The sequence below is a fragment of the Agrobacterium sp. 22094 genome (genome assembly GCF_052046015.1).
Classification (GTDB): Bacteria; Pseudomonadota; Alphaproteobacteria; order Rhizobiales; family Rhizobiaceae; genus Agrobacterium; species Agrobacterium cavarae.
Window position 1 is genome coordinate 1 of sequence record NZ_JBQEPX010000057.1, and the last position, 323, is coordinate 323.

Below are 323 nucleotides of genomic sequence, written 5' to 3' on the forward strand. Positions count from 1 at the left end.
TCGATAATCCCGAAAAAGGTGAGTACGATACATGTCTCTTTTAGTAATGAGAAAGAAAACATGCTTTGTAAAAACTTAACCGCAAATAACGTGTGAACACCAGCAACGATGTAAGGAACGAAAAATAAAATTCCTAATTGAATCGTTGCAGAGCGAAACATTTCTGATTCAGTTAAGCCAAGCTTTGTAATCGTAATATACTTTTGTCTTTCAGTTGTTAAGTCATTATACATACGGAAGTATAAAACACTAGCCGCACCGATAAAGAAAATAAAGCCGAGAAATGCCCAAATAAAGAATTGAGCAACTGCATTTCCTTTACC

The 323-nt window shown here is 35.0% G+C and carries 1 pseudogene; it reads right to left on the reverse strand.

Features of this window, described 5'->3' with window-relative positions:
• Nucleotides 1–323, reverse strand: a pseudogene (locus tag ACTJK5_RS23150) (hypothetical protein); the annotation flags it as partial.